Annotated in this window: 27 protein-coding genes; 20 read left to right on the plus strand and 7 right to left on the minus strand. The window is 41.5% G+C overall.

Annotated elements, in window-relative coordinates:
- Nucleotides 1-130: 130 nt before the first annotated feature.
- The 3 genes from SKC37_RS08600 to purQ all read left to right on the plus strand — a co-directional run bounded on the left by SKC37_RS08600 (nt 131) and on the right by purQ (nt 2,350).
- Entirely contained in the window at nt 131-1,102 is a 972-nt protein-coding gene (locus SKC37_RS08600; RefSeq protein WP_377981091.1) for a hypothetical protein, read from the plus strand.
- Between the two features lie 10 nt (nt 1,103-1,112).
- Nucleotides 1,113-1,595 (plus strand): hypothetical protein, encoded by a 483-nt coding sequence (locus SKC37_RS08605; RefSeq protein WP_377981092.1) that lies wholly within the window; start codon nt 1,113-1,115, stop codon nt 1,593-1,595.
- Between the two features lie 68 nt (nt 1,596-1,663).
- Nucleotides 1,664-2,350, plus strand: coding sequence for a phosphoribosylformylglycinamidine synthase I (purQ, locus tag SKC37_RS08610; RefSeq protein WP_377981093.1), 687 nt, complete (start codon nt 1,664-1,666; stop codon nt 2,348-2,350).
- Between the two features lie 69 nt (nt 2,351-2,419).
- Here the strand turns inward: purQ and lolA1 are convergent, their stop codons facing one another.
- The 3 genes from lolA1 to SKC37_RS08625 form a co-directional block, all read right to left on the minus strand.
- Nucleotides 2,420-3,022, minus strand: coding sequence for an outer membrane lipoprotein periplasmic chaperone LolA1 (gene lolA1 / locus SKC37_RS08615; protein WP_377981094.1), 603 nt, complete (start codon nt 3,020-3,022; stop codon nt 2,420-2,422).
- 1 nt (nt 3,023) lies between these two features.
- Entirely contained in the window at nt 3,024-5,462 is a 2,439-nt protein-coding gene (locus SKC37_RS08620; protein ID WP_377981095.1) for an FtsK/SpoIIIE family DNA translocase, read from the minus strand.
- A gap of 62 nt (nt 5,463-5,524) precedes the next feature.
- Nucleotides 5,525-6,553, minus strand: coding sequence for a quinone-dependent dihydroorotate dehydrogenase (locus SKC37_RS08625; RefSeq protein ID WP_377981096.1), 1,029 nt, complete (start codon nt 6,551-6,553; stop codon nt 5,525-5,527).
- Between the two features lie 116 nt (nt 6,554-6,669).
- On the opposite strand from SKC37_RS08625, the gene SKC37_RS08630 reads away from it, so the two are divergent.
- The 3 genes from SKC37_RS08630 to SKC37_RS08640 are packed head-to-tail and all read left to right on the plus strand — an operon-like array spanning nt 6,670 to nt 9,267.
- Entirely contained in the window at nt 6,670-7,632 is a 963-nt protein-coding gene (locus SKC37_RS08630) for an alpha-E domain-containing protein (protein WP_377981097.1), read from the plus strand.
- 58 nt (nt 7,633-7,690) lie between these two features.
- Entirely contained in the window at nt 7,691-8,416 is a 726-nt protein-coding gene (locus tag SKC37_RS08635; protein ID WP_377981098.1) for a proteasome-type protease, read from the plus strand.
- Nucleotides 8,413-9,267 carry a transglutaminase family protein gene (locus tag SKC37_RS08640; protein WP_377981099.1) on the plus strand — a complete coding sequence of 285 codons (855 nt, stop codon included), beginning with the start codon at nt 8,413-8,415 and terminating at the stop codon, nt 9,265-9,267. Before SKC37_RS08635 ends, SKC37_RS08640 begins: the two co-directional genes overlap by 4 nt.
- Here the strand turns inward: SKC37_RS08640 and SKC37_RS08645 are convergent.
- Entirely contained in the window at nt 9,264-9,995 is a 732-nt protein-coding gene (locus SKC37_RS08645) for an MlaE family ABC transporter permease (protein WP_223131474.1), read from the minus strand. The two genes, SKC37_RS08640 and SKC37_RS08645, sit on opposite strands and share 4 nt — an antisense overlap.
- A 38-nt stretch (nt 9,996-10,033) precedes the next feature.
- Here SKC37_RS08645 and SKC37_RS08650 point away from each other — a divergent pair, with 38 nt between their 5' ends.
- From SKC37_RS08650 to SKC37_RS08665, 4 genes are read left to right on the plus strand one after another with little or no spacing between them, the layout of a single operon-like run.
- A complete protein-coding gene (locus tag SKC37_RS08650) occupies nt 10,034-10,735 on the plus strand; it encodes an SDR family oxidoreductase (protein ID WP_377981100.1) in 702 nt (233 codons plus the stop codon).
- Nucleotides 10,732-11,163 carry a tRNA (adenosine(37)-N6)-threonylcarbamoyltransferase complex ATPase subunit type 1 TsaE gene (gene tsaE / locus SKC37_RS08655; RefSeq protein ID WP_377981101.1) on the plus strand — a complete coding sequence of 144 codons (432 nt, stop codon included), beginning with the start codon at nt 10,732-10,734 and terminating at the stop codon, nt 11,161-11,163. The genes SKC37_RS08650 and tsaE overlap by 4 nt, the downstream gene beginning before the upstream one ends.
- Complete coding sequence (locus SKC37_RS08660; RefSeq protein ID WP_377981102.1) at nt 11,148-12,368, plus strand: alanine dehydrogenase; 1,221 nt, start codon at nt 11,148-11,150, stop codon at nt 12,366-12,368. The genes tsaE and SKC37_RS08660 overlap by 16 nt, the downstream gene beginning before the upstream one ends.
- Nucleotides 12,369-12,371: 3 nt before the next feature.
- Entirely contained in the window at nt 12,372-12,794 is a 423-nt protein-coding gene (locus SKC37_RS08665) for a hypothetical protein (RefSeq protein WP_377981103.1), read from the plus strand.
- A gap of 38 nt (nt 12,795-12,832) precedes the next feature.
- On the opposite strand, the gene xerD is transcribed toward SKC37_RS08665, so the two are convergent.
- The gene (xerD, locus tag SKC37_RS08670; RefSeq protein WP_377981104.1) at nt 12,833-13,741 is read right to left on the minus strand and encodes a site-specific tyrosine recombinase XerD; all 909 of its coding nucleotides are present in this window, start codon (nt 13,739-13,741) and stop codon (nt 12,833-12,835) included.
- Nucleotides 13,742-13,814: 73 nt separating this feature from the next.
- Here xerD and aroQ point away from each other — a divergent pair, with 73 nt between their 5' ends.
- From aroQ to mog, 8 genes are read left to right on the plus strand one after another with little or no spacing between them, the layout of a single operon-like run.
- Nucleotides 13,815-14,240 (plus strand): type II 3-dehydroquinate dehydratase, encoded by a 426-nt coding sequence (aroQ, locus tag SKC37_RS08675; RefSeq protein ID WP_377981105.1) that lies wholly within the window; start codon nt 13,815-13,817, stop codon nt 14,238-14,240.
- A gap of 3 nt (nt 14,241-14,243) precedes the next feature.
- On the plus strand, nt 14,244-15,290 hold the full coding sequence (locus tag SKC37_RS08680; protein WP_377981106.1) for an aminotransferase class V-fold PLP-dependent enzyme: 1,047 nt from the start codon (nt 14,244-14,246) through the stop codon (nt 15,288-15,290).
- A complete protein-coding gene (locus SKC37_RS08685; protein ID WP_377981107.1) occupies nt 15,280-15,849 on the plus strand; it encodes a MarC family protein in 570 nt (189 codons plus the stop codon). Before SKC37_RS08680 ends, SKC37_RS08685 begins: the two co-directional genes overlap by 11 nt.
- Nucleotides 15,850-16,473 carry a ribonuclease H1 domain-containing protein gene (locus SKC37_RS08690; protein ID WP_377981108.1) on the plus strand — a complete coding sequence of 208 codons (624 nt, stop codon included), beginning with the start codon at nt 15,850-15,852 and terminating at the stop codon, nt 16,471-16,473.
- The gene (locus tag SKC37_RS08695; protein ID WP_377981109.1) at nt 16,460-17,179 is read left to right on the plus strand and encodes a tRNA1(Val) (adenine(37)-N6)-methyltransferase; all 720 of its coding nucleotides are present in this window, start codon (nt 16,460-16,462) and stop codon (nt 17,177-17,179) included. The genes SKC37_RS08690 and SKC37_RS08695 overlap by 14 nt, the downstream gene beginning before the upstream one ends.
- A 21-nt stretch (nt 17,180-17,200) precedes the next feature.
- The gene (locus SKC37_RS08700; RefSeq protein ID WP_377981110.1) at nt 17,201-18,154 is read left to right on the plus strand and encodes a glycosyltransferase family 2 protein; all 954 of its coding nucleotides are present in this window, start codon (nt 17,201-17,203) and stop codon (nt 18,152-18,154) included.
- Between the two features lie 2 nt (nt 18,155-18,156).
- Nucleotides 18,157-18,948, plus strand: a complete 792-nt coding sequence (locus SKC37_RS08705; RefSeq protein ID WP_377981111.1) for a tRNA threonylcarbamoyladenosine dehydratase — start codon at nt 18,157-18,159, stop codon at nt 18,946-18,948.
- On the plus strand, nt 18,926-19,441 hold the full coding sequence (mog, locus tag SKC37_RS08710) for a molybdopterin adenylyltransferase (RefSeq protein WP_223131461.1): 516 nt from the start codon (nt 18,926-18,928) through the stop codon (nt 19,439-19,441). Before SKC37_RS08705 ends, mog begins: the two co-directional genes overlap by 23 nt.
- Before the next feature lie 125 nt (nt 19,442-19,566).
- Here mog and SKC37_RS08715 read toward each other — a convergent pair whose 3' ends face one another.
- A complete protein-coding gene (locus SKC37_RS08715; protein WP_377981112.1) occupies nt 19,567-20,382 on the minus strand; it encodes an aminotransferase class IV in 816 nt (271 codons plus the stop codon).
- Complete coding sequence (gene folP, locus SKC37_RS08720) at nt 20,360-21,154, minus strand: dihydropteroate synthase (RefSeq protein ID WP_377981113.1); 795 nt, start codon at nt 21,152-21,154, stop codon at nt 20,360-20,362. Before folP ends, SKC37_RS08715 begins: the two co-directional genes overlap by 23 nt.
- A 150-nt stretch (nt 21,155-21,304) precedes the next feature.
- Between folP and SKC37_RS08725 the strand changes: the two genes are divergently transcribed.
- Both SKC37_RS08725 and SKC37_RS08730 read left to right on the plus strand, forming a co-directional pair.
- Nucleotides 21,305-21,886 carry a DUF1599 domain-containing protein gene (locus SKC37_RS08725; RefSeq protein ID WP_377981114.1) on the plus strand — a complete coding sequence of 194 codons (582 nt, stop codon included), beginning with the start codon at nt 21,305-21,307 and terminating at the stop codon, nt 21,884-21,886.
- Nucleotides 21,886-22,968, plus strand: coding sequence for a BT_3928 family protein (locus SKC37_RS08730; RefSeq protein ID WP_377981115.1), 1,083 nt, complete (start codon nt 21,886-21,888; stop codon nt 22,966-22,968). Before SKC37_RS08725 ends, SKC37_RS08730 begins: the two co-directional genes overlap by 1 nt.
- Nucleotides 22,969-22,972 lie beyond the last annotated feature (4 nt).

Raw genomic sequence — 22,972 nt, forward strand, 5'->3', positions numbered from 1 at the left:
CGCGACTCTACGAGTCGCGGCCTTTTTCTTTTAGCCAATATCAGTTTCTTGGTAATCTATATGCGCGGGGACCGAACTCTCAAAGATTAGTCTACCTTTATCCCAGTACTCACATTTAACCACTAATACAATGAAAAATCACTACACGACCTATGTCGTGGCAATCCTATTTGCCTTTACTTTTTTCATCAGCTCTTGTTCTAAAGACCCAGCTGCGTCCATTGTTCCCGCGAGCACGACGTATACCTTACTTAACTCGAATGGCTTTCTAGCTTTCGAAGACCAAGTGGCTTTTCAAGCATATGTCGAAAAATTCCAAAAGAATCCCTCCGATCCCGGGATTATGCGTGACATTCAATTCTTAGAATCTCAAAGCACTGAGTTACGAAAATTAGATACACTAACCTTATCACAAATGGCCGAAACTGGGGATTTAACCGGTTTTGAACATCTACTAAAACTAGTAGGTGATGGGGAGGAGAAATCTCTCCAACCGCTAGTAGATGATACAATCCTAAGTAGATTGATATCGAAAGATGGGCTTATTCAAATAGGTGAACTCGTTTACCAAGTTAGTTCAACCAAAGTCTTTCAAATACGTATTGTTGACTTTGAACTAAACAAAGCTACTTTTCTTGCCTTTCCTGAAAAAGTGACACAAGCAACGGCCTACAAAAGCCAAGCTGTAAACGCGATTAAACCCACTAATGCCGTAAAAATGCAGAACAGAGTTGAGAGCAATTCCGTAACCTACGAAAACCCCGGACAAGGTACCTGTCGGTTTACCGCGGAAGTATATTTGCTAGACTTAGGCTTCTACCGCAAACTTGCTGTGAGGGTAAAACACGAATGGCGTCAGCGCTTTTGGTTTAGTTATTATTGGGGGAATAGTAGTGCCGCTATGTCTATGGAGGGAGATATCAATTTCTTGGAGTATTATACCCCATTCACAAAACACTATTCTGCTTCTACAAATGATGATTACAAAATCGAAACGGTCATTGATGAAACCTATAATTATGTTCCTCTAAATTGGGCAACAAATGTAGGAACGGCTATTTGCCGTGGAAGAAATGGCCTTTACTATTCTTTAACTATTTAATTCTAATCCTATGAAATTCACAATCAGCCTGATTCTCCTACTGGTTGCACTTCAAGCAAGCGCACAAGAAATCAAACCCGTATATTCTTTATCCATTTTATCTCCTACACTAGGAGTTGAAAAAAGCCTAAGGGCAAACCAATCCCTAAAATTTTCCATCGGTAACTCCATCGGCTATGGTAGCAAAAATGGCTTTCAGAATAAACTATTTCTTTTGAGAGGCGAATACCGTCACTATTATAATCTAGAAAAACGGAGGGACGAAGGTCGTCTCTCCACAACTTATTCTGGCAATTACGTAGGATTATTTGCAGAGCCATCTTTTATTTTTGCCAAAGGAGAAGAATCCACGAACCTATATGCCGGAGGTGTTTGGGGAATTCAACGTAACTATACTAGCCATTTCCATCTTGACTTATCGATAAATGCGGGGATTGGGCAAAATGGATTTGAGACAAAAGCAGGATTTAGACTCGGATTTTGGTTAAAATAAATGCCCCAGATGGTCTGCATTTTTCATTCAAATACCGTATTTTTGCACAATATAATAGCAAAGAAGATATGAAATTTGGCGTAGTAGTATTCCCTGGATCCAATTGTGACGACGATACAGTCGGAGTCATCCAAAGTTTAGGCTTTGAAGCCGTAAAACTTTGGCACAAAGAGACTGACTTACAAAACTGCGATTTCATCATCGTTCCAGGTGGTTTCTCTTATGGAGATTACTTGCGTTCTGGTGCTATTGCACGTTTCTCCCCTATTATGGAGCACGTTATCGAGCATGCAAAAAATGGCGGATATTTAATGGGAATTTGCAATGGGTTCCAAGTATTGGTTGAAGCGCATTTATTGCCGGGTGTTTTATTAAGAAACAATTCTCAGAAATTCATTTCAAAGAATATCTTCTTAAAAGCGGCTACGAATAATTCCTTATTAACACAAGAATTAGATACGAACAAAGCCTACAAAATACCTATCGCGCACGCAGAGGGACGTTATTTTACGGATGAAAAGACGTTAGCTACCTTGAAAGCAAATGATCAAATCTTATTCTACTATTGTGATGAAAACGGCGATGTAACCGAGGAATCCAACCCTAATGGTAGCCTTTTAAATATCGCGGGTATCTGTAATGAAGGTAGAAATGTATTTGGCATGATGCCACATCCAGAAAGAGCGGCAGATCCAGATTTGAATAATACGGATGGATTAGAGATTATGAAGCAATTGATATTGCAGACTGTTTAATCTTATTCATAACACATAAAAAAGGCCTTTCTTTCGAGAGGCCTTTTTTCATGCAATACCGTTAATAGATTAGCGTAAATCATTCATCTCTACACCAGGAAAAGCTTTCTTATCAAAGTTGAAGAATTTATCGTCAGCATTCGCTTTCGGGTTTAATTTCGCTACTTTAAAATGCTGTTTCTTTCCTGCTTTATTAATGATTGTCCATTCATTCACAGAAAGGTCTTTGGAATTGATTTTAAGCGTGATACTCTTTACTTGAGTACCTTTAGCGACAGGAGCTAATTCTACTGTGGCAAATCCACCCGATTCGCCCTTTAAAGTAACCTTATAGGCTTTCTTATCAAAAGAATAAATTTTAGCAGGGTTCAAATCTCCCTCTGACGGATCAAAGCTGGAGATATTGACTTCATTGATTTCCTTGATATAGGTCGCTACCTCTTTTCCATTATTGAAGATCTCCTGACCTGCCGTCTTTAAGCGAAACTTGGTTCCCTTTACCGTTATGGATCCAGACATCGTGGCCGAACCCTCATTTTGGTAGGTGAAATTAGCGGAGAATGATCCCATTGCTTTGTACTTCTTCTGCATCCCATCAATCAGGCTCAATGCCTTATTCGATTGCGCAAATACGCTAAAACTCAAGAATAGTAATAATAGTCCTTTTTTCATCTTATAAATTTTTCAAAATCTCTTCTAATTCCGTTTCTGATTTTACGAGTACCTCTCTGGCTTTGGAACCACCAAAAGAACCCACAATTCCAGCTGCCTCTAACTGATCAATTAAGCGACCTGCCCGGTTATACCCAAGTTTCAACTTACGCTGAATAAGGGAAGTACTTCCTTGCTGGTGCATTACGACTAAACGAGCTGCTTCATCAAAGAATGAGTCGCGATCACTCGGATCAAAATCCCCGCGATCTTGTCCACCCATTTCCTCTGAATCTGGTTCAGGCAATAAATAAGCTGATGAATATCCTTGTTGATTCCCGATGAAATCACAAATATCTTCAACTTCTGGGGTATCTACGAATGCACATTGCAAACGAATTACTTCTGACCCCATCGACAATAACATATCTCCCATACCCACTAATTGGTCAGCGCCACCGGCATCTAGGATGGTGCGGGAGTCAATTTTGGACATTACCTTAAACGAAAGACGCGCTGGGAAGTTCGCCTTAATGGTACCCGTAATAACGTTCACGGACGGACGCTGTGTAGCCACGACTAAGTGAATACCAATTGCCCGCGCTAATTGCGCTAAACGTGCAATCGGATGTTCAACCTCTTTACCAGCCGTTAACATCAAATCCGCTAACTCATCGATCACCAAAACGATGTAAGGCATAAAGTCGTGCTCATTTGGATTCAAACGACGGTTAATAAATTTCTGGTTGTATTCTTTGATGTTTCTGCAACCCGCATCCTTTAATTTATCATAACGCAAATCCATTTCCTTGCAAAGTGAGTTCAACGTACTCACTACTTTTTTCGTATCAGTAATGATCGCTTCAGCTGAATCAGGCAGACAAGCTAAAAAATGACGCTCCAACTTATTGAAAAGGGATAATTCCACTTTCTTCGGATCGACTAAAACAAATTTCAAGGTCGCTGGATGCTTCTTGTAAATTAATGAAGTCAAGAGCATATTTAAACCAACGGACTTACCTTGACCCGTTGCACCGGCCATTAAAAGGTGAGGCATTTTCGCCAAATCGGCTACGAAGATCTCGTTTGAAATGGTCTTTCCTAGGGTGATAGGTAGATCAAAAGTAGATTTTTGGAACTTCTCTGAACCAATCACGGCACGTACAGGAACCATCTCGCGGTTCTTATTAGCGACCTCAATACCAATCGTGTCCTTACCTGGCATTTGGCCAATAATACGAACACCCATTGCAGCTAATGAAAGCGACAAATCATCTTCTAACGAAGTGATTTTACTCACACGAACACCGGCTTTGGGCACAATTTCATACAAAGTAACCGTGGGTCCTATGGTCGCTTCAATCTTCTGAATCCCAATTCCATAATTCAATAAAGTCTCAACAATCTTCTCCTTGTTCGCTTTTAACTCATCCATCGTCACTTGCGATGTCTGGTTCTTTTGATCGTATTCTTTTAATAAATCAATCGTAGGGAACTGATATTTAGGTAAATCAGCCGTAGGGTCATATAGACCAAACTGCTCTACTAGATCATTCGCCTTGATCTCTCTCGAAACCGGTGTAGGCTCTTCCTCGATAACCTCATCTGCTACATCCGCTACTTTGTACGTAAAGTCTAGGTCATCTTCTTTCTTTTCCTCTGAAACAACAGGCTCAGGCGCTACTTCCACTGTCTCTTCCACCACAGGGACGACTTCTTCCACTACGGGAGGGACAATCGGCCGAAACTCCTCTAAATCATCATTGTCAATGTGAACAGCAGGGCCATCCTCATCAAGAAATAAGCTCTCTTCTTCCTCGTCATCTTCCTCCGTATTCATTGGTACAGCTACTTTAGCTTTCTTCGGACTCAACTGATAAAACAACACGAGGAAGATAAATCCACCAAATCCAATCACAAAAATGGACAAGTAACCCAATAATTGATATAATTTTTCATTTACAAAATAGCCTACACCACCTCCAATAGAATGGGGCAAATCAAGCGAGAATACGAAAAATCCAGCTAGTAAACTGAACCAAAGTATATAAAATAATACCTGCCAAGAAAGACGTTCTAAAGAATAAAATTCTTTCTTAAAACCTACTTTAATGGCTGACAAATAAAATAAAGGGATCAACAATAAAGTCGACCAACCAAAAGTCTTGAATAAAAAGAAATGGGCAATTTTTGCACCTAACAACCCTGCCAGGTTTTTAATCGGAATATCAGAACCTTTGATTGTTTCCACCATTCCACGTTCAACCTCACTTTGGTCTGAAACGCCTACGAAAAAACTTGACCCAAAAGAGACCAGCAATAGGGTACCAATCAGAAATAAAAAGGCGGCTATAATTAACTGAAAGCGGTATAGAACGGCACCGTCCATTTTTCTTTTGGGCTTATCTTGCTCAAAATTAAGTTGTAAGGTGCTGGTAGGGTTACTAATCTTTTTTGCCATTGTGGGAACCAAGGTTATAATCTTATAAATTTCGCTTTTTTGATCCGATTTACAAAATCAAATTACAGTCCAGATGCGAGTATTTCTTGGTTAATTTTTTTGATCAAACCCGGCCCCTCATAAATAAAGCCGGAATAGATTTGAACTAAGGAGGCTCCTGCTTTTAATTTCTCTATCGCATCAGCCCCAGAATAAATTCCGCCTACCCCGATGATAGGGAATTGACCGTTCGACTTTTGGTGTAAATAAGCCACTACTTCCGTAGATCTCTTGGTTAATGGTTTTCCACTTAAACCACCTGCTTCTTCTTTGTGAGCTGATTGCAATCCCTCTCGTGATAAGGTTGTATTCGTTGCAATGACACCTGCTAGTTTAGTTTCTAGTACAATATCAATGACATCGTCTAATTGATCATTACTTAAATCTGGGGCAATTTTTAACAAGATTGGTTTTTGCACCGGCTTCAAGGCATTCAAATCCTGCAAGGTCTGCAACAATTGTTTTAAGGGCTCCTTTTCCTGCAAGGCACGTAAATTAGGCGTATTAGGCGAACTTACATTAACCACAAAATAATCTACAACATCATAAAGGGCTTCAAAACCTTGATGGTAATCGTCGTCCGCTAATTCATTCGGTGTTACCTTATTCTTGCCTAAATTTCCACCGACAATAACTTTTGAACGACGTTTTTCTAAACGAGCTTTCATCGCTGCCAAACCCTCATTATTAAATCCCATTCGATTAATAATCGCTTCATCTTCAATTAAACGAAATAAACGAGGCTTGGGATTTCCTTCTTGAGGCTTAGGCGTAACTGTACCTACTTCTATAAATCCGAAACCTAATTCTGCGAATTCATCAATTAGCATCGCGTTTTTATCAAATCCGGCAGCTAATCCCACTGGATTGGGAAAATGCAGTCCAAAAACCGTCCGTTCTAATCGTTTATCCTCCACCTGAAATAAAGCTTTAAAGAGAGACGACATCCCCGGAATTCGCAAAGTCAACCGAATTATATCTGCGGCCAGGTAATGCGCACGCTCAGGATTGAATAAAAAGAAAAGGGGTTTTATGAAAATTTGATAAAACATGTGGATTTTTTGGACGAATTAATAGACAAAAATACAAAAAAGGACGGGCTGATGCCGCACTCTGAAAAAAAATCCTAATTTTAAGATATCAAGCATTTTAGAAACATTTATAGCCTATGTTAAGTCGTGTAGCCAATTCCATCTATTGGATGAACAGGTACATCGAGAGAGCTGACAATTATGCCCGCTTCATCTCGGTGAATTTCAATCTTGCCCTAGATTTACCTCCGAATGTCCCGGAACAATGGGAACCCTTAATCGTGGCTACTGCAGACCATTACAATTTCTTCGAACATTATCCAGAGGCAAACCGGGAGAACGTTTTGTACTTTATGACATTCGATGTCAATAATCCGAACTCCATTCTTTCTTGCTTGTATTCCGCGCGCGAAAATGCCCGTACGATTCGGGAGAGTATTTCAAAAGAGATGTGGGAGTATGTGAACCAAATCTACTGGAAAGTAAAAGACCGTGTAGAGGGGAGCAAAAGCTGGGAATTAGCTAGATATCAAGGCTTTTTAGAGGAAATCAAATCAGGAAGTCAACTTTTTTATGGCATTGTCGATTCGACAATTACTCGCGGAGAGGGCTGGCATTTTGGTCAATTAGGTAAATTATTAGAGCGGGCAGATAAAACGACTCGATTTTTGGATGTTAAGTACTTCACCTTACTACCTAACGTGGATGCGGTGGGATCTCCTTTAGATCTGTTATTATGGTCGTCTGTTTTAAAATCCGTTTCAGCCTACAATATGTTCCGCCAGCAATACAAAGTGGTGAATCCCACGAACATTGTGGAGTTTTTAATTTTAGACAAAGGATTTCCGCGATCGGTGGTGCATTGTTTGACTGAAGCGGAACAATCGCTATACGCCATTTCAGGTACCTCATTTGATCACGGCTATTCGAATTTAGCTGAGAAAAAACTATCTAAGATCCTTTCTGAAGTACAATTCACGGAGATTGAGGATATTCTGACCACGGGATTACACCAATTTTTAGATGCTTTCCAAAGCTCAAACAACGATATCGGACAGACCATTCACAACACTTATTTTGACTTAAAGCCGGTCAATTAAGCCAGCTATTTGTTAAAATTAATGTAATATTGCGCTCCCATTTGCCACCCATCATTATATGACTTATTGTTTAGGAATTACCGTTAAAGAAGGATTGATCGCGATTGCAGACACGCGCATTACGGCGGGTAACGAAGTATATTCAAATAAGAAAATCTCTATCCATGAGATTAAAGATCATTCCCTTTTCATCATGACAGCTGGATTGCGCTCTGTACGTGATAAAGCGGTGACTTATTTTAATCAAGCGATTGAGGATGAAGAGGAAAGCTACGATTACATGTTTCAGGCGGCTACGTCTTTTGGACAAAAACTAAAACAAGTAGCTTCAGAAGATCGTGAAACCCTAGAAAAAGAAGGCTATGCTTTCAATTTACACGCGATTGTAGGTGGACAAATGCCCAAAGACAACGAGCATAAGTTATTCTTAATCTTCCCAGAAGGCAATTGGATTGAGATAAATGACGGGTTAAAATACCAGATTATTGGTAATTCTAATTACGGAAAACCTTTATTGAACCGCAATTTGACCCATGAAACCTCGCTAAAAGAGGCCTTAAAAATGGGTTTCTTGTCATTCGATGCCACACAAGTCAGCGCAAACGATGTTGATTATCCCATTGATGTGGTCGTTTATGAAAAGGGAAGTTTTAAGGCTAAAGAGGTTAGGCTTTACAAGGAGGACATGCAAGCTATTTCTGATGATTGGAATGAAGCATTGCGTAAATCTTTAGCGGGAATCGATGAAGGTTGGATGAAAGAGTTAATTTCGTCTTCGAAATGATCGCACGTATCCAGCATAAACTTCGATATGATTACAGTGAATCGGTCACATTAGACCCGCACGTGCTCTATTTACATCCACGTAAAAGTGCGCTTTTGACGGTTCAAGATTTTCAATTAGACATTCAACCTAGTCCGGTTCAAGTATCTAAAAATCTAGATCCAGAAGGTAATATTCAAAATATTCTGTTCTTCAAAGAGCCCACAAATTTTCTAGAAATAGAAATGAAGGCCATGGTAGAGACTACCGAGTTTAATCCATTTGATTTCGTGTACTTTCCTTTTGAAAGTAAAACGTTACCCATTACGTATTCAAATTCGTACCAAAAGACCTTAAGCCCCTATGTAGGATTGGAGGGGGTAACGCCGAACGTAGAACAAATGGCCCGACAAATTGCATCGGGGGTTCGTTACAGCACTTCAGCCTACTTGTCTGCGTTAAATGAGTTTATTTTCACCAAATTCGCCTACGAAATTCGCGAGGAGGGCAATCCCAATACGCCTGAATTTACATTGATTAACCGAAAGGGTTCATGCCGTGATTACGCCGTCTTGTTTTCAGCGTTGTGCCGTGCCATGGGTTTAGCTACGCGATTTGTCTCTGGATACTACATTGGGGTTGCTCCAGTAGATGTACCTAATCAAACACATCATTTACATGCTTGGGTGGAGGTTTATTTGCCTGGTGGTGGCTGGAGAGGCTATGATCCGACGCAACACGAGGTCGTTTCTGGAAACCATATTCCATTAGCCGCATCTTGTCTTCCAGAAGAAATCACACCCGTTTACGGATCTTACAGAGGTTCTGCAAGCTCGCTTTTAACTACCAACGTATTTATCGAGAGAATTTAGCCTACTAATAATTGGGCCAACAGATAATCCGCAATCAAAATCGCAATACACGAATTGGTTACGGCAGCGGTACTCGCCGTTCCTACTTCATAAGCACCACCTTTCGTGTAGAATCCTTTAAAGGCGGAGATAGTTACTATTAAAAAGGCAAATACCACTGATTTCGTCAATGCAAAAATCATATAGTTCCCTTTGAATTGGAATTGTAACCCTTTGATGTATTCTTGTGGTGAGATTGATCCTGTCAACCATCCGGCTAAATAACCTCCATAGATAGCCAAAAAGCAAGCTAGAGTCACCAGCATAGGAAAAGTAATCATTGCTGCAATGATTTTGGGTAAGACTAAATAGGAACGAGAATTGATCCCCATTACTTCTAGAGCATCGATTTGCTCCGTAATACGCATCGTCCCTAATTGACCAGCAATATTGGAACCAATTTTACCAGCTAACACCACACAGGTAATAGTAGGCCCCATTTCTAAAATCGTCGAATCACGAACAATTAAACTGATAATATATTGCGGAACGAAAGGATTATCCATGTTTGCTGCGGTTTGTACACAGGTCACAGCTCCTAAAAAAGAAGATACAATCGCCACAATCAAGATCGAATTAATACCAATATCCACGCATTCTTGAAATGTCAAAGCGAGATAAACCCGAAATTTTTCTGGATTTGTAAAAAGCTTACCCAGGAAGATTAAATATTTGCCTAATTTTGACATCTGATTGGTATATTACACATCGATATTTATCAAAGATAATGAACAAAACGGCAATAATTAGTGGGGGTAGCCAGGGAATTGGCAAAGCGTTGGTGAAAAAATTCCTTTCGGAAGGATTTACCGTGTATACTTGTTCGCGAACAGGCGATAAATTGAAGGACTTAACGACCGAGTTCAACTCGCCGTTATTACACACTTTTGTCGCAGACTTAAGCGACAAAAAGCAATGCCAGGACTTTGCTGGATGGGTTTTGGGCCAAACCAAAACCATCGATGTACTGATCAACAACGCCGGATTTTTTATGCCGGGTCAAATCCAGAACGAGGAAGATGGAGTTTTAGAGCGTCAAATCGAGGCTAATTTATACAGTGCGTATCATTTGACACGTGCCTTTTTACCTACTTTACAGGCCCAAAAATCAGGCCACATTTTCACCATCTGCTCTACCGCGTCTATTACGGCCTATACTGCCGGTGGATCTTATTGCATCAGCAAGTTTGCCTTATTAGGTTTTACTAAAGTGTTACGAGAGGAAACGAAGTTGCAAGGTATTAAAGTAACAGCCATCTTACCTGGGGCTACTTTAACGCCCGCTTGGGATGGAGTGGAATTGCCCGAGTCACGCTTTATACCGGCAGACGATGTGGCATCGACGATTTATTCGGCTTATACGATGAATCCATCTACTGTTTTAGAAGAAATACTCATCAGACCACAATTAGGGGATATCGAACTATGAGACCCTGGGATAAATACAGCATCACTGAATTGCCCGAAATAGCGGCTAGCCTCCTTCGCGAGACGAAAGACTACCCCAATGTGTGGCTGTTTCGTGGGGAAATGGGTGCCGGAAAAACGACCTTAATTAAGGAGATTTGCCAGCAATTAGGGGTGGCACAATCCGTCCAAAGCCCCACCTTTTCTTTGGTAAATGAATATGTGGATGGCAAAGGTAATCCCGTGTATCATTTTGATCTATACCGATTGAAGAACGCGCAAGAGGCTTTTGATATCGGATTAGAAGAATATTTAGACTCTGGACACTTGTGTCTGGTGGAGTGGCCGGAACAGGCGGAGGAATTTTGGACCTTTGAACATTTGGAACTAAACATCTCCCACGTCGATGACGCGCACCGTAAATTAGAAGTTGTATGGCGAAGATACTAGAGCACAACCCCTTTCAGGATTTACTTTCGAAACAAGGCATCGCGCCTTTAGAGGCGATGGCGTGGACAAAGCAGAATGCACAAAGCATCCGCATCAGTCTGCCTAAGGAATCCGACCCGAACGAGAACCGCATTTCTTTAAGCCCACAAGCCGTTGCTTTATTAACCAATAATGGCCATGAAATTGTGATCGAAAAAGGCGCGGGTGAACGTGCTGGTTTCAGTGATTCCGACTATTTACTAGCTGGAGCGAGTGTGAGTGAGGATGTGGCGATGATTTGGCAAAGTGCGTTGACTTTAAAGATCACACCTCCTAGCATCGCGGAAATCGCGCGCATGAAAGAAGGCCAAGCGTTTATTTCAAGTGCCTCGTACCAGCATTTGTCATCCGAGTTAATCGATGCGATGAATGCCAAAAAACTGATGGCGATCGGCCTCGAATTCGTCGAGGACAATGGCGGCGGCTTTCCTTTCATTAAAATCATGGCTGAAATAGCCGGACAATTGATTTTGCCGATTGCTACCGATTTGATTCAAAAGAAAAAAGGATTGCTTTTAGGACACGTCACTGGAGTTCCTCCTTGTAATCTAGTGCTTTTAGGAGCGGGTCAGGTGGTGGAGCAAGTGGCGCGAGCGGCAGCGAGCGCTGGCATTCAGTTCCAAGTATTCGATAAAGATATTTATAAGTTACAACGCCTAAAATCGGCGCTTGGTTTCCCCATTGTCACTCAGGTTATTGACTCTGAAAATCTGGCCAAAGCTTTACAAGAAGCCCAAATCATCGTGGGTGCCTTGCGTTCAGACAGTGGAATTACCCCTTGCATCGTGACAGAAGAAATGGTCAGTAAACTGAATCCGGGAACATTAATCCTAGATGTTTGTATTGACCAAGGCGGCTGTTTCGAGACTTCAGAGCCTTGTACGATTCAAAAGCCAACATTCGAGAAATACGGCGTAACTCATTTCTGTGTCCCCAATATTCCATCTCTTGTGGCTCACACCGCTAGTTTAGCGATGAGCAACCTGATGACCTCCTTCATTTTGAAAGCTGGAAAGACTGGGGGTGTGGAAGAAATGCTTTGGCAAGGTAAATCCTTTATGAAAGGGGTATTCTGCTACCGAGGCTTCGTGACGCAACCAAGTACCGGAAAATTGTTCCACAAACCAGTCAAAGACATTCAATTATTATTACTAAGTAAGAGTTAAATCATGATCGAAGATTACACAGCCCTTTCGAATGCACCTAATTCTCCAGACCTAAATGGGAAATACTTAGGCCTCATATCCTCTGATTTCATCAAAGTAGCAGATGCCCTAAAAGAAGCGTCCTACCAAATCAAAAAACGTGGCTTCTCCGACTTTCCCATCTTTGTGACCTCCCAACGTCCCATTGAAATCGGCCAAAAGCTAATCGGCGTAGGAGAATTGCACGAAAACAAGTGGAACTACCACGCTTCTATGATGGAAGAATTTGTGCAGCGCAAACTAATCGCTGAAGAGAATATGGAACTCTTCGTCCAAAACTTCAAAGACATTGAAGAATTCGCTTGTCTTTTTGTGGTCGATGGACAGTTTACGAATTTTGTGTTTATTCCTTTTCCCGAGGAAGGGAGAGAAGAGATAGTAGAGTAGGGATAAGAGAGTATAGATTTTTATCTCTACTCTATACTCTACAATCTCTTATCTATTTTTGAAAAAGGATGAAAATCCTGTACCATCTGCGTCAAATACGCCCGATCTAAGTGCGTATAAATTTCAGTCGTCAAGATCGATTCATGGCCTAACATCTCCTGTACGGCGCGTAAATCCGCTCCTCCCTCTATCAAATGGGTAGCAAAAGAATGACGAAAGGTATGAGGGCCAATAACTTTGGTTATACCAGCTTTCGCTGCAAGATCTTTGCAAATCAGGAAAACCATCACCCGACTTAAACCTGAACCTCGGCGATTTAGAAATACCAAATGGGTGGCGTCTTTTTTGACGGGCACGGAGGGTCTTATTGAGTCCAAATACAGATTCAAGTATTTGAAAGCATCCCGACCTGCGGGAACTAATCGTTCTTTGTCGCCCTTTCCTCGCACTTTGATAAATCCTTGATCCTCATAAATATCTTCCCGTTTCAAGCCAATTAATTCAGAAACCCGCAACCCAGCGCCATATAAAAATTCCAACATGGCCCGGTTGCGTACTCCCTCAGGACTAGATAGGTCTGCTTCATCCAGAATCGCAGTGATTTCATCAAAGGATAGAGTGTCGGGTAATTTACGCCCCATTTGAGGATTCTTCACATGAACAGTGGGGTCCGCTTTTAAGGTGCCGTCAAAAACGAGAAATTGAAAAAAGGCGCGAATACCGGAAAGTGTTCGGGATTGAGTACTTGCTTCAATGCCTAGGCTGTGTAAGTCTTTTAAAAAGGCCAAAATATGGGATTCATCTACTTGGTCTATTGCCACCGGCGAAACAGCCAAATAGGTGGCCAGTTTTTGTATATCCCGCAAATAGGCTTCATGGGAGTGCTTGGATAGGCCACGCTCTATTTTTAAGTAATCCCCAAAAGATTGGATTTCTGTCTCCCACATATACATTTTATGTAATGAATCCCGTAAATTTAAAGTAATTACGTATTTTTACACCGCATGTCCCTTTTTAAATATGGTAAGAAAGAAAATATTAATCCTGAATGGTCCTAATTTGAATTTATTAGGCACGCGTGAACCAGAAATTTATGGTGCACAGACGTTCGAGCAGTTTTTGGAAATCTTACAAGATAAATTTGGGAGTCAACTGGACACCTCCTATTTCCAATCCAATGAGGAAGGTGTACTCATCAATAAATTACATGAAGTGGGCTTTAGCTATGACGGTATTTTATTTAATGCCGGAGGATATACGCATACTTCGGTGGCATTAGGCGATGCCGTGGCCGCTATTAAAACACCTGTCATTGAGATTCACATTTCGAATGTACATGCACGGGAAGATTTTCGTCACCACAGCTATTTGAGCCCTAAGGCGAAAGGAATCATCGTAGGTTTTGGGCTTCGAGGTTACGAATTAGGCCTTTATTCATTCCTATAACTGATGTTATCTTTCTACCCTGGTCCCTCTAAGGTTCACCCAGAGGCCCTTGGATACATTCAAGAGGCTTTTGATCAGGGTATTGTCAGCATAAATCACCGGAGCCCACGCTTCGAAAAGCTGTTAGAGGCGACATTTCAAGAATTACATCAGAAATGGAATATCCCTAATGACTATACGATTTACTTCGTTTCTTCGGCCACGGAGGCCTGGGAAATAGTCGTTCAATCTTTAGTTAGAAAAAAGTCAACCCATTTATTTAATGGCGCCTTTGGAAAAAAATGGGCGCATTATGCTGCAGAAGTTGCGGAACCATTTGAATTTTCAATTAACCAAAGCCTATCTGATATCAGCCAAAAAATAGGACCTATTACGGGAGACACGCTGTGTTTAGTTCAAAGTGAAACTTCGAATGGAACGGGACAGCAAATTCGACGCTCAGATTTTCAGTTAACAGATGATACCCTTATTGCAGTAGATGCCACCTCTTCTATGGGTGGAATGGAATTACCCTGGAATGAGGCCGATGTATGGCTGGCATCCGTACAAAAATGTATCGGAATTCCCGCTGGAATGGGAATCCTTCTTTGTTCTCCTAAGGCATTAGCTAGGGCAAAAGAGTTAGGTCGGGAGACTCATTATAATGATGTTTTATTTTTGGAAGAAAATAGACGTGTTTTTCAAACACAAATGACTCCTAATGTGCTAAGCATTTACTTAGTTTACCGTTTAACACAGCAGCTTCCGATCCTATCTGAGACGCATCGAATGACGCTTGAAAAAATGAAACGGTGGACGGATTTTTGGGACAATCATTCTGATTTTAGTTACTTAATTGAAAACCCTGAATTGCGTTTACCTACGGTTTTGGCCTTAACAGGAGACCCTGAAAAGATTAAAAAATTACATAAAATATGCCTTAATAAAGGCATTGAACTAGGAAAAGGTTATGGCGATTGGAAGAAAACCAGCTTCCGCATTGCGAACTTCCCTAGCCATACATTTGAAGATATTGAAACACTCATCCAAACCATAACAAATGAACTTTAACTCAAAAGAGATCCTATCGGCTTCTCTCATCTTATTTTCGGTCATCGATATTTTAGGGTCGATCCCCATTATCATCGAATTACGCAAAAAGAATGGCGACATCCATGCGGGACAAGCCACCTTAGCTTCCGGTATCATCATGGTTGGATTCTTTTTTGCCGGAAAATTCATTTTGCATTTACTAGGGGTAGATACGAATTCCTTTGCCATGGCCGGAGCTTTGATTATTTTCCTGATCGGTATGGAAATGACCTTAGGCCGCAATATTTTCAAGAGCGAAGAAATCGAAACTAATACCCATTCAATCGTCCCTCTAGCCTTTCCCATTATCGCAGGTGCGGGTACCATGACCACCCTGATTTCCCTGAAGTCGCAATTTGAAGAAGAAAATATCATCGTTAGTATCTTCATTAACCTCGTTTTCATTTATATCGTATTGCGTTCAAGTGTATGGATTGAAAAGAAATTAGGTAATGCTGGAACGCAGATTTTACGTAAAATTTTTGGGGTGATTTTGATTGCAATTGCCATTAAGATTTTCAAATCACGTTTGATGTAGATGGCAAAAAAACAAAAGTATTATGTGATTTGGGTAGGTCATCAGACCGGAATCTTTGATTCTTGGGCGGAGACTGAAAAAAATATCAAAGGTTTTGCTGGTGCACAATACAAATCTTTTGAGTCAAAAGCTGAGGCTGAAAGCGCAGCTAAAAAGAATTATTGGGCGAGCGTTTCTCCTGCTTCCAAGACAAAAGTGCCTCGATTAAACGCAACTAAAATAGTTATTCCTAGCATTTCGGTGGATGCCGCTTGCGCAGGAAATCCTGGTGTTTTAGAATATCAAGGTGTGAATACGGAAACAAAAGAGGTTTTATTCGCCCGAGGTCCTTTCCCTGAGGGTACCGTAAACTTGGGTGAATTCCTAGCCATTGTACACGGATTAGCCTATTTGAAAAAATTAGATTGCCCTTATCCATTGTATTCAGATTCCAGAACTGCTATTGCCTGGGTACGAAATCGAGCCATCAAAACGAACCTAGAGCGCAATGCGCGGACAGAAGAGTTATTCAAAATGGTTGATAATGCCATCGCTTGGCTAAAAAGTAATCATTATTCGACCAAAGTCTTGAAGTGGGAAACCGAGGACTGGGGCGAAAATCCGGCGGATTATGGCCGAAAATAGATCCACTTTTGAGTTCAAACAATTCTCTTTACATCACGGTAATCCGGGATTGAAGATTAGTACGGAGGCTTGTCTTTTTGGTGCTTGGTCTTCTCTGAAAGCACGAGGCAAATGCTTGGATATTGGAACCGGTTGTGGCCTACTAGCTTCAATGATAGCTCAAGCTCAACCCTCCTCTACTGTAATAGCGCTCGAAATTCATCGAGAGGTGGCAAAGGTTGCCTCCGAAAATTTCAATAGTGGTCCATTCAAAGCGCGCCTGCAAACCATCGAAGCAAACGTTTTAACGTTTAACTCGAACGAAAAATTCGACTTTATCTGCTCTAATCCACCCTTTTTCACGAATCACCTTGCAGCTTCCGATGAAGCAAAACACATGGCGATTCACGCAGATCACCTAAGTCCGAAGGATCTAGCTTCCTCAATTGATCGACTTCTGACGAATGATGGGACATTTACGGTGCTGTATCCAGCTGATGTTTTGGCCCTCTTCGAACAATCGTTACAGGCAAATGGGTTCTTCATCCATGAAAAAGTAGCTATCCACTCCAACCCGTCTAGTCCCTTATTACGCATAATGGCCTGCGGTTCAAGGGAAAAAAGTCCTGTTAAACAGGAGCGAATAAATATCAAAACCGACCAAGGCGACTATAGCTCGGAATTCATCGAATTATTAAGACCCTATTATATCATCTTTCCTTCATAATTATTTTGTATTTTTGCTCGTATGTTACAGCTATCCATCGTAGTACCTCTTTATAACGAAGCCGAATCGCTTCCAGAACTTTGTTCTTGGATCGATCGAGTGATGAAAGAAAACGCTTTTTCTTACGAGATGATCTTCGTAAACGATGGCAGCAATGACAATTCTTGGGAGATTTTAAAGCAATTATCGACCCAATATAGCACGATTGTAGCTATCTCCTTTGCACGTAATTATGGTAAATCGGCAGCTCTTCACGAAGGATTCAGCAAGGCTTCAGGCCAAGTAGTGATCACGATGGATGCGGATTTACAGGATTCACCGGATGAAATCCCTGAATTGTATCGCTTAATTACTGAAGAAAACTACGACCTCATTTCAGGCTGGAAACAGAAACGATTTGATCCTATTTCGAAGACCATTCCAACCAAATTATATAATGCTGCCACTCGCAAATTGTCTGGTGTACATTTGCACGACTTCAATTGTGGCTTAAAGGCCTATAAAATTGAAGTGGTGAAAACGCTGCGTCTGTATGGTGAAATGCACCGCTACATACCCGTTCAAGCGAAATGGAATGGATTTACGAAGATTGGCGAGAAAGTAGTTCAACACCAGGCGCGCAAGTATGGAGTGACTAAATTTGGTTTAGAGCGCTTCCTGTATGGTTTCTTAGATCTTTTATCAATTTCCTTTGTACAGATTTTTGGGAAACGCCCGATGCACTTATTTGGAAGCCTAGGCATCCTGTCTTTTTTAACAGGCTCTGGATTGACCATCTATTTAATGGCAGTTAAAATTTATAACATCGCCTACAATTTAAAGTACCGTAATGTAACGGACAATCCGCTATTCTTTTTAGCGCTTGTTGCTATCATATTGGGCGTACAGCTCTTTTTAGCCGGATTTATCGGGGAGTTATTAATCACCAACTCAGATAAGACGACGAATTATCAAATCAAGGAAGAAATATCCTAATTATGCCAAACAATGATCTAAGCTGGCTAAGCCGCTCTGAACTCTTGATCGGACCGGAAGGGATCGATAAATTACAAAAATCACACGTTTTAGTAGTCGGATTAGGAGGCGTAGGCTCCTTTGCCGCTGAATTCATCGCACGTTCAGGCGTAGGCCGAATGACGATTGTCGATGGAGACGTCGTGGATCCAACGAATCGCAACAGACAATTACCCGCTTTAGCGACGAACCATGGGGTTTCCAAAGCCCAAATTATGGCCGAACGCTTACAAGCCATCAACCCCGCACTCGAACTAACGGCCATCGAGCAATTTTTAAGCCCAGAAGAAGCGAAAAACTTGCTTGAGACAAATAAATTCGATTACGTCATGGACTGCATCGACTCTGTAACGCCTAAAGTCACTTTACTAAAAACGGCTTACGATCTAGGGTTTAAAATTGCTAGCTCAATGGGCGCCGGAGGTAAAATGGATCCGACCAAAATCAGAACAGCTGATTTATTTGATACTCGTGAGTGTTATTTAGCCTCTTTAGTTCGTAAGCGCATTCGCAAGATGGGAGTAGGCAAAGGGATTAAAACCGTTTTCTCTTTAGAAAAAGTCAAAGACGAATCACTTATCCTAACGGACGGAAGCAACTTCAAAAAGTCAGCCTACGGAACGATTTCTTATTTACCGGCTGCCTTTGGAGGCGTAGTCGCTTCTATTGTTATTCGCGATCTATTAGACGAGCCGATTCCGATGGAGAAGAAACTTAAATTACCCAAAAAGAATGATCAAAATAGGCGTAATTAATGTGTCCGACCGGGCAAGTGCGGGTATCTACGAAGATATTCCAGGCAAGGCCGTAGTGGAATTATTAAAAGAATACTTGGAATCTGATTTCGAGGTAGTCTACGCCGTCGTTCCCGACGAACAAGATCAACTCGAAGCGAAGATGATCGAAATGTCAGAGGAAGTTTGTCTTCTTGTGACAACCGGCGGAACTGGACCCGCCTTGCGCGATGTCACCCCAGAAGCGACAGAGGCCGTTTGTCAAAAGATGATGCCAGGTTTCGGCGAACTAATGCGCTCTGTGAGTTTGCAATATGTTCCCACCGCTATTCTAAGCCGTCAAACAGCGGGCATTCGCAACCAAACATTAATCTTAAATCTACCAGGAAAACCGAAAGCCATCCGACAATGCCTAGAGGCTGTTTTCCCAGCCATCCCTTATTGCATTGATCTAATTGGTGGACCATTCTTGGTTTGTCGAGAGGAGAATATGAAGGCTTTTAGGCCAAAGTAGAGCTTCGCTCTACAAAGAATAGAGTATAAAGCACAAAGAATAAATTCAGGCTTAGACATATTTCTCAAATTCATCCTCGTAGAGGATTCCAACTTTATGCTTTTTGCTCTAATCTTTATGCTTTATTAGGCTTCTAAGCCTAACAACATCCCATAAAGCCTCTCGGTCACTTTCCCTCTCTTCCCATCACCTATCTGCTTTCCATCAATGGAAAATATAGGTAGAACACGTTTCGTGCTGCCAGTTGTGAATACTTCATCTGCGTTCAAAAAATCTTCAAGTAAACAAGTGCCCACGCGAACTTCGTAAACGGAGGTCGCTAATTCAATTACTTTTTTACGCGTAATACCTTCCAAAATATGGTCAGCAGGCGTATAAATTATCTCGTCTTTGACGTAAAACAAATTAGAGCGCGAAGACTCGGAAACGCCAAATTCAGGAGTATGGTAAATCAAATCATCACCACCTGATGCTCGAACGGCTGGCATTTCTCGTAAAGCAAAAGCGTAATTCAAGGATTTGATATCCGCCATTTCACGCTTATATTCGCGACTAATCAAACGCATTCCCGCGGTAGGCTCTGCAAAAGAGAATACCCCTGGGAAAATATACAATTCTGACTCCCCTACCGGATCGAATCCATTTAAACTGAAACCGGCCGTTAAAACCAACTTCACTCCTAGGCAAGGATCGAAGGAAAGCAAGGCGATCTCATTAATCAAAGTAGCTAGCGACTCTTTAGAATAGCTATGAGACAAACCCATTTTCGAAGCCGAACTCAAAAAACGATCCAAATGATCTGACATAAAGATGGGTTTCCCATCCATAATGCGGAAGAAATCGAAGATGCCAAAGCCGCGCAAAAAACCGACATCCTTAACGGACACAGTCACCTTTTCAGGATCTTGCCAAGTACCTTTATAATAAATGGGATATGCCATTTGCTTGTAATTTTTGAACTAAATGAATGGTTTCTTTGGCCTCTTTTACATCGTGAACGCGCAAGAGGGAAGCGCCTTGCAATAAAGCAACGGTGTGTAAAACGGATGATCCATTCAATGCCTCATCCGCAGAAATGCCTAGTTCTTTCCAAATCATCGTTTTTCGTGATAATCCAGCGAGAATAGGTGCACCTAGTAATTTAAATGAGCGTAGATGTGCCAGTAAAGTATAATTGTGATCTAACGATTTAGAAAAGCCAAAACCCGGATCTACGATCAAATCCTTAAAGCCTCGCGAGCGAAGCTCCTGGACTTTTGGCAATAAATCGTGTATTACTTCTGCCACCACATTCTGGTATTCTGGCACTTCGTGTACTTGCTCGAAACGACCCACACTGTGACTCAAAATATAAGGAACTTGATTTTCAACGATGTAATCGAACACGCCTTCATCCATTTGGCCAGCACCTATGTCATTGAACAGATGCGCACCAGCCGCTAAAGCCGCTTTTGCTACCGCCACTCGGTAGGTGTCGATAGAAATAATAACAGCAGGAATGGCAGCAGAGATAGCCGCAATAATCGGACAAACCCGATCCATCTCTTCTTGCGGACTCACCGGAGTTGCTTCGGGTCTAGTCGAATGCCCACCAATATCTAAAATCAAAGCACCGGCTGCGATCATCTCAGAAGCCTGTTTCAAGGCTATATCGACCGAAGTTACGCGACTACCTTCGTAAAAAGAATCAGGGGTAATGTTCAAAATTCCCATGATTTGGGGCTTCGAAAAATCAAGCAATTGCCCATTTAAACGGATTGTTTGACTTGTGGAAAAAAGAGCGTCCAAATCGAGTGAATTTTAGGATAATTTAAATAATTTTGTAGGCTATAAAAACGTGAGCATCGTCTAAAAACTGTATCTATGAATAGGGACTCAACGCCTTCCCAAACCGAAATCGAATATCGCCAAGTAATTTCATACTGCAAAGCCTTGTTTGATAAAAAAAACAAAGATTACGGTACTTCATGGAGAATTTTACGACTACCTAGCTTAACCGACCAAATCTTCATCAAAGCCCAACGCATTCGCAGTATCCAAGAAAAAGGAGCACAAAAAATCGAGGATGGCATCGAGGGAGAATTCATTGGGATAATCAACTATTGCATCATCGCGTTAATTCAAAAATCACTGGAAGGTTCCGATCAAATGGAATTCGCGCCGGAAGAATTAGGCCGTATTTACGATGAGCAGGTGGAAATCACATTGGAATTATTGCGCAACAAAAATCACGATTACGGCGAAGCTTGGCGAGATATGCGCATCAGCAGCATGACGGATTTGATTCTGATGAAGATCTTCCGTACCAAGCAAATTGAAAACAATGACGGAAAAACATTGGTTTCAGAGGGTGTAGAAGCTAATTACCAAGACATGCTTAATTACGCGGTCTTCTGCTTGATCACATTGAAAGGCGAGCAACAAAAGCAGCAACAACAGCAATAATGACCAAAATCGCGAAATTTTTATTGGTAGGGATTTTCATCTTCTCTGGTCTCATTAAATTGAATGACCCGATAGGGACCCAACTAAAATTAGAAGAATACTTTGAGGTATTCTCTGTAGACTTCGCCTTTATGGCGGGATTTTGGAAGTTTTGGATTCCCTATGCACTGATTTTATCTATCCTATTAAGTGCCTTAGAAATCGTTTTAGCGATTGCCTTAGCCCTTAATTACCGCATCAAACAGACTTTATATGCCTTTGTAGGGATCCTTGCTTTCTTTGGATTTCTTACTTTCTATTCAGCCTATTTTAACAAGGTAACGGACTGTGGCTGTTTTGGAGAAACGATCAAATTAACGCCCTGGACCTCTTTTGGAAAAGACATTTTCTTACTTATTCTGACGGCTATTTTACTGCTTGCAAAGAAACCGGAAGATCGAAAAACAGGAAAATGGGTAGCAGCAACAGCCATCGCCAGCATCGCAATGGGAACATTCTGCTATTTCCACCTACCTATTAGTGATGGTCTACCTTATGCGGTAGGTGACCATATTCCGAGCAATATGAAGGAGCGCGAGCCATTAAAGTTCTCCTACGTGTACAAAATCAAAGGGGTTGAAACGGAGCTAAGCGAGATGCCCACCGATACGACGGCGCAATTCATCTCCATGCAGGCGACGAATGAAAAAGAGGCACGGCCATTGATTACAGACTACCAATTGTGGGCTGAGGGCGACACCACAAATTACACTCAAGAAAGCTTTAAAGGCTCGAAATTACTGATCATCATCCCAAACATCCACCACATGAATGAGGGAGCGATTCCGCATATTGAGCAGCTGACAAAAGGATTAAAAAATATCACCGTTTGGTTAGTTTCTTCCTCGCCAGATACGGAGGTAAATGCCCTACGACACAAATACCAATTAGCGTTTCCTGCACTTTCTGCGGACACGAAAATCTTAAAAACCATTGTTCGCTCTAGCCCAGGATTGTGGCTATTGAAAGATGGAACGGTCAAAGGAAAATGGTCTTCCTATGCCCTACCCTCCGCGGATGAGATTCAACAAAGCCTAGAATAAAACC

Origin of the sequence: Aquirufa esocilacus (assembly GCF_042715595.1) — a bacterium.
GTDB lineage: Bacteria > Bacteroidota > Bacteroidia > Cytophagales > Spirosomataceae > Aquirufa > Aquirufa esocilacus.